The organism is Commensalibacter nepenthis (assembly GCF_029953305.1).
GTDB classification, from domain to species: Bacteria; Pseudomonadota; Alphaproteobacteria; order Acetobacterales; family Acetobacteraceae; genus Commensalibacter; species Commensalibacter nepenthis.
The window spans coordinates 78,841-85,233 of the sequence record NZ_JASBAN010000002.1 but is presented as its reverse complement, the minus strand read 5'-3'; the positions used below and the strand labels follow the sequence as shown (position 1 = coordinate 85,233).

9 protein-coding genes are annotated in these 6,393 nt (G+C 40.2%); 2 read left to right on the top strand and 7 right to left on the bottom strand.

Going from position 1 to position 6,393, the window contains the following annotated elements:
• Positions 1-41: 41 nt before the first annotated feature.
• From QJV33_RS11335 to QJV33_RS11325, 3 genes are read right to left on the bottom strand one after another with little or no spacing between them, the layout of a single operon-like run.
• Positions 42-929: a hypothetical protein gene (locus QJV33_RS11335; RefSeq protein WP_281463506.1), complete on the bottom strand. Its 888-nt coding sequence runs from the start codon at positions 927-929 to the stop codon at positions 42-44.
• A 23-nt stretch (positions 930-952) separates the two neighbouring features.
• A complete protein-coding gene (locus QJV33_RS11330; RefSeq protein ID WP_281463505.1) occupies positions 953-1,732 on the bottom strand; it encodes a hypothetical protein in 780 nt (259 codons plus the stop codon).
• Positions 1,716-3,968 carry a hemagglutinin repeat-containing protein gene (locus tag QJV33_RS11325; RefSeq protein ID WP_281463504.1) on the bottom strand — a complete coding sequence of 751 codons (2,253 nt, stop codon included), beginning with the start codon at positions 3,966-3,968 and terminating at the stop codon, positions 1,716-1,718. The genes QJV33_RS11330 and QJV33_RS11325 overlap by 17 nt, the downstream gene beginning before the upstream one ends.
• Positions 3,969-4,379: 411 nt before the next feature.
• Here QJV33_RS11325 and QJV33_RS11320 point away from each other — a divergent pair, with 411 nt between their 5' ends.
• Entirely contained in the window at positions 4,380-4,619 is a 240-nt protein-coding gene (locus QJV33_RS11320) for an addiction module antitoxin (protein ID WP_281463503.1), read from the top strand.
• 2 nt (positions 4,620-4,621) lie between these two features.
• Positions 4,622-4,894 (top strand): type II toxin-antitoxin system RelE/ParE family toxin, encoded by a 273-nt coding sequence (locus QJV33_RS11315; RefSeq protein ID WP_281463502.1) that lies wholly within the window; start codon positions 4,622-4,624, stop codon positions 4,892-4,894.
• Positions 4,895-4,991: 97 nt separating this feature from the next.
• Here the strand turns inward: QJV33_RS11315 and QJV33_RS11310 are convergent, their stop codons facing one another.
• Genes QJV33_RS11310 through QJV33_RS11295 form a run of 4 tightly spaced genes read right to left on the bottom strand, consistent with a single transcriptional unit; the run spans position 4,992 to position 6,388 of the window.
• Positions 4,992-5,216 carry a hypothetical protein gene (locus QJV33_RS11310; RefSeq protein ID WP_281463501.1) on the bottom strand — a complete coding sequence of 75 codons (225 nt, stop codon included), beginning with the start codon at positions 5,214-5,216 and terminating at the stop codon, positions 4,992-4,994.
• Complete coding sequence (locus QJV33_RS11305; protein ID WP_281463500.1) at positions 5,217-5,684, bottom strand: hypothetical protein; 468 nt, start codon at positions 5,682-5,684, stop codon at positions 5,217-5,219.
• A gap of 12 nt (positions 5,685-5,696) precedes the next feature.
• Positions 5,697-5,831 (bottom strand): hypothetical protein, encoded by a 135-nt coding sequence (locus tag QJV33_RS11300; protein WP_281463499.1) that lies wholly within the window; start codon positions 5,829-5,831, stop codon positions 5,697-5,699.
• An 11-nt stretch (positions 5,832-5,842) separates the two neighbouring features.
• Positions 5,843-6,388, bottom strand: coding sequence for a relaxase/mobilization nuclease domain-containing protein (locus tag QJV33_RS11295; RefSeq protein WP_281463498.1), 546 nt, complete (start codon positions 6,386-6,388; stop codon positions 5,843-5,845).
• Between the last annotated feature and the right edge of the window lie 5 nt (positions 6,389-6,393).

Here is a 6,393-nt window from a genome sequence, read left to right as displayed (position 1 = left end):
ATCATTCTTAGGTTTTAACCCAGTATCAACAACGTTATATCCTAACGCTTGTAATCTTCTTTCTGTTTGCTGCTTAGCTGACAGAATGTAACGTGCTGCATATCATATTGACGCCAATTTTTATCATCACTACGCGCCAATTTAATATTATTTTGATAAATATAAGGTAATAATACTCTAATTGTATCTGATGTTTTAGAAGGTGGCTGTGCATTACCTGCTTGATTAGTCACAGGGATATAATATTGCTGTGGACCACACGCGGATAATATTGAGCAACATCCAAGTAAAATAAGCAGCTTATTTTGTAGGTACATTTGGTTTTCTGTCGTTGTTGGTTTTTTCGTATCTGTCGGTTTAGTATCTTTCTTTTGATCTTTTGGTTTTTCTATTTTAGGTGCTACTTTTAAGGAGGTTATGCCTCCTGCTGTTGCATCTAAACCAACATTGCCACCACCAAAAACAATACCAGCCAAGGCACCTACACTACCAACAATCACATCATGCGCTATACCACTAACCACTTTGTTAATATCTGTAGTTGTATCATAAGTTTGATTTTTACTATTTTGATTCTGATCGTTCGCCTTATTTGTATCAGTTTGCACAACACTACCTTGTTTTCCTGTATCCTTTGCATCATTATTCTTTGGATCTTGTGGATTTTGTTGATTTGGGGAGATTTTATCGGCGAGTTTGTGGCTGGCATCACTTGCCAATCCATTAATAACGTCGCCTGCAACCACACCCGCAGCCGTCGCACCCACATTGCCACCACCAAACGCCGCACCCCCAACAGCACCAACGCCTGTGGAAATCTTATGACCCGTATCTTTCCAATCCGCAATAACCTCTGGATTATGTTTGTCAATCGCCTCTACCACAATATCCGTCAAACTATTCCCAATCGTCGTTAATTGCTGGGTCAAGTTGCTTTGATTGATAGTTTTTTTTAAGAGCCTTTTTTTGGGTTGTTGGGTTCAACGCGGATGACTTCAGGGTGGGGTTGGCTGTAGAGGAAGACTTTGTGTTGTCCCATCATATTGGGATAATCATGCCAAACCGCCGTCGTAATATGGTCAAGGATATATGATGGCGAATTGGCATCGGTACTCATTGATCCTGATCCTGTAAAAATTACTTCATAATTATCAGGATGTTCAGGGGCAACGCATAAATTGGTACTCAGCTCTGTATTATTACAAACAAATAAAGGATTATTTTTACCATTGGGTCTGACCAAGGTAACTTTATAATCAATATGTTTCATGGTATAGGCTTCAGCTTTGGTATCCCATGCCGTTGGGGTTCCCATACTGTCCGTATAGCTGGGCTCTGTCCATGTTCGTATTACATTATGCGCTTTGCTGGGATCCTCAGCAGATTCAACCAATGCAATTACATTAGGGTGAGCATCATTTCTAGGTTTTAATCCTGTATCGACAACACGATATCCTAATGTTTGCAAACGAAATTCTGTATATTGCTTTGCAGATAAATTATATCGTCCTGCACGATCATATTTTAACCAATCTTTGTCATCACTACGTGCTTTTTTAATTAATTTAGGAAAACTATATGGCATAATAATTCGGATAGTATCTGCCGTTTTAGATAAAGCCTGAGCATTCCCAACTTGATTATTCACAGGCACGTAATATTCATTTGGGCCACAGGCTGTTAATACTGAACAACATCCTAATAGAATACATAGTTTATTTTTTAGGTACATTTTGTTCTCCTGGTTTTGTTGGTTGTTTACCTTTTGCTTTTGGATCAACTTTCTGACTTTTGGGTTTTTCTATTTTAGGTGCTACTTTTAAAGAGGTTATGCCACCAGCAGTCGCATCTAAACCAACATTACCTCCACCACCTAGAATACCAGCAATTGCTCCAAATCCACCAACGATTACATCATGCGCAACGCTACTAACCACTTTGTTAATATCCGTTGTTGTGTCATAAGTCTGATTTTTAGTAGACTCATTACCAGCATCCCCTTTAGTTGTGTTATTTGGTTGTGTTGAACCACCTTGCTCGGTATCTGTTTTATTTTGTAAATTAGTAGCTCCCCCATTCTTTGGATCTTGTGGATTTTGTTGATTTGGGGAGATTTTATCGGCGAGTTTGTGGCTGGCATCACTTGCCAATCCATTAATAACGTCGCCTGCAACCACACCCGCAGCCGTCGCACCCACATTGCCACCACCAAACGCCGCACCCCCAACAGCACCAACGCCTGTGGAAATCGTTTTACCAATCTCTTTATCCCCAGCCATAGCCTCTGGATGGTTTTTATCAATCTGTGAAACCACAATATCCGTCAAACTATTCCCAATCGTCGTTAATTGCTGGGTCAGGTTGCTTTGATTGGCAAAATCACTTTGAATTTTATTCGCATCAAATCCATTCTGAATATAGCCATTCGCAGCATCCGCATCGTTCACAATCTTACCCGTTGTTGACCCCGCATTCACCGTAATATTCCCACCAATCACAGAATCCGTCGTCCTATGTTCATTATTCATCACAACACCGCCCCCAATCCCAAGGCCAGAGGCGCTGTTTAACACATTCCCTGGTAATAAATGATTATCCTTTGCATCCGATGCCGTGCCCGCCACTGTATCTTGGCTGGTAACCGTGGTCGAACCAGATACGTTCAGACCACTCCACACAGAATGGTTATCCAATGAATTTCCAATCAAGCTGCCCGTCGTTATTTGATTCTTGGACACATCCGCAGCACTGGTAATCGCACCCCCTGTTAATGTCGTCGTGCCAGATACATTTACGTCCAACCCTCCCTTACCCGCATAAAGTCCAGACAACGTTTGTTCTGTCGATTTGTAATCATTATGAATATCCGTAATCCCCCCAGTTAAGGTGCCTTGGGCAAAGGGAATAAGAGGCCCTGCATTATTCCCAAAACCAGCAGAAACTAAAGGTAATGAACCAGAAACACCCACTTTATACTGATCACTATCATACTTCGCTGTATTTTGAGGTGTCGTGATATTCAAATTCCCCGTATTAATCATAATCGATCCATCACTGAGCGTCCCATCAGGATTCTTGTTCGTAATTTGCGCACCATTCAGGTTCAAATTGCCATTTTGATTGTTTATCGTAACAGAATTCGTGCCATTGACAACCGTATCAATCGCCGTCTTGCTGGAAGATTTAGAATTCCCCCAACCCACAGACCCCTCAGCCGTCAAACCAACACTGCCACCACCAATTCCAACAGACCCACTGGCGCCAATTCCAAACTTATTACTAGACGACGAGCTTTTACTCTCTTCAGTCTTATATCCCGCATTCAGGTTAATATCCCCACCAGCGTTAAAAATAACATCATTGCCACTGATCGTCGAACCTGTCGCATTAATATCATTTTTGGCGTTAATATTCACCTTGCCACCAGCAGTAACGCTTGACCCAACATCTGTGGTCGTTGCTTTTTGACTTTCCGATTTATTCGATTCATGACCAACAGAGGCACTGACACCCATCAAATTATAATTCACCCCTGCATGATTAGCCACATTGGCTTTTTCTGCAGCCAAGGCCTGTGCTAGGTTTATTGGATTATCTGCAACAGTATCCAATGCTCCCGAAGCTCCCAATGCTGTCTTTGTTGCACTTATTGCGGCACTGCTAATACTAGTCGACATTGACGCATTATCCTTACTATTGACAGCTGCCAATGCATTTTTTGAAACCCCACCAATCACAGACTGACCAGAGACCCCTACGGTTAACCCTGTAAAGGAATCTTTTTTATAATTATCCCCGTTAGTTGTATTTGTGACGGTGTTGAAGTTGATATTGTTACCAGCCATATTCACATCTTGTTTTGCAATAATATTTGAACCATTGATATTAATATCACCATTGGCACTCATATTCACACTGCCACCCGTAGAGGCAATCGTGCTGCCTGTATGGGTTGTTGACATCAACATTTTTAACAGTATCAACAATAAATTTTGTAGTTTGCTGTCTATTATTGTTAGCACCAACACTTGTAACTCCGTCTACAGTCAACATACCATAAACTCGTATCAGTTCAGATGTATCAATCCCCTTTGATCCATCAACACATATTGACGTAGACAACTTTCCTTGTCGAATATGTTTATAGATAGTTTGTCTACACTTGTTGACCAGTCGAGAAGCCTCGGAAATCGAAACAATAGACATAACACCCCTACAAAAACTATTACACCTTTGCATGATCCTAAACGATTAAGTCAATAGATAGTTTCTACCACGATGAAGCAAATTAAAATATTATAATTGCTATACAAAGTATTATATTTACATTACTTTGTATAGCAATTATAATATTTTCTATGATGCAAAGGAGTTAAACTATGAAAACAGATGTTATGACATTCAAAGTCGAAGCAGAATTAAAAGAAAATTTCAAAGCTGTTGCGGCACGCCATGATCGACCAGTAGCTCAAGTGATTAGAGAGTTAATGAGAGAATATATTTCTAAAAATAGAGAACCTAATGAACTAACACTTGAAACAATGCGTAAGTCAGAACGTGGAGAAGATTTACATACAGCAAAAGATATTAATGATTTATATAAACAGCTAGGTATTTAAGAATGCGTAATATTAAATTTTCGAATTTATTTAAAAAAGATATTCGAAAATGCGAAAAACGCGGAAAAAATATACAAAAGATGAAGGCTGTAATAGAACTTATCGTTAATGATAAGCCATTACCTTTTGCGTTAAAAGATCATCCCTTAAAAGGTGTATGGAAACCTCATAGAGAATTACATATAGAGCCAGACTGGTTGTTGATTTATTATTGTCCAGATGAAGTTACAGTGCATTTTGAACGCACAGGCACTCATTCAGATTTGTTTGGTTAATTCTATAATAAAAACAAAACATAAAACTAAAATTTCATACCTCCCCTAGGAATATTCTGTAACCTCTCCTGATACCGTTCAATTCTCTTTTGAACGGTTATTCTAACTCGTTCAAACAGTTTTTGAGCAAGCTCTTTAATTCCTGATTTTCGCTCTCTAACCTGCTCAACCGCTCGTTGACTAGCTTCAATTCTGCTTCGTGCTTCTGCTCGACAGCGTTCATGCTCTTCCTGTGCTGCTCGGTAATAACGAGCAACTCTCTCTTTGCTGTCTCGCTTAGCTCGCTCAATGCTTCTTGCAACTGCTTCATAATCGGGTTCATTTAATCCGCCCTTATCGTTAAAACTTTCAGATTGTTTCCCCACTCTTGGTCTTTGTATTGCGGGTCTACTTGAACGCATATTCTGGTCGTCTTGTCGTCCATCGTGCATTTGTTGAGCAGTATGTTCTGACTGTTGGCTTTGTATATCTCCGCCGACTGTTTCCACTCGTTCATCTCGTCCCAATATCCGTTCGCTAGATAAGCCAGATACACCACTCCTAACACTAAAAGAACTCCTATCCCTCCGATACAAAGCATTGGTATTTTGTATAGCCTGAGCAATCTTTGATTTACTTTTTCGCCCTGTTCTTGCAAATCGCTGTCTATTTTCCCGAAGCTTTGCTTCAACCGAGCGTTGAAGTTGCTCTCGAGCTTGTTCAACTTCTCCTCGATAATTTTCTCGACTTCTTCCTCTTTCTGCTTCTGCGATTGCTTGGCGTGCTGTATCAGCTCTGAAAGTCTGCTCATAAAAAGCTCCCTTTAATCTAACATTCCTGCCATTCTCATTTTTAATCGATAGATAATCTTGACCCTGCCGACTAATCTCAAACCCATGTCTTTCAAAGCAAGCAACCACATCTTGACGGTTCTGTATGTTCCCTTGAGAAAATTCATACTCAATAAGCTCATTTAAAGCCGCTACAGCATCTTTTGTGTTTTTTGGTAGGGGATTTATCTATCGAAACTGTTTGACGCTTCTGCGGGTCATCTGGAGACGTTAAACCATATTCTAAATTAATCGCCTTTTTAAAACTCTCTGCCAAATGTCTATCCGCACGGTCATAATAGAGATTTAACCGCTTTCCTGTCGAAAGCTCTACATTCGGCACAAAGAAGTTAAGCTCTAATCTCCCTTTATCCGTATGCTCAATCCAACAAATATTAAATTGCTCTGCATCTAACCCAGCCAAGAAGCTTTCTTCAAACTTCTGCATAATGACCTTTTTGTCTTCTTCGGGTATATCTGCTTCCTCAAAAGATAAGCACCCCACTGTATAGGGATTAGCACTCTCCATAGCCTCAGCAAGCCTCACAGATAATTCAGGATTACCTTGTAAAACTCTGACTTCATCTTCTGGCTTGTTAAGTAAATAATCCATAGAAGCTCTAGGACTTCCACCTTTACCTCCATTGGTTCTTTTAGGGGGACGTTTAAAAAACTTTATCAGCATTACCC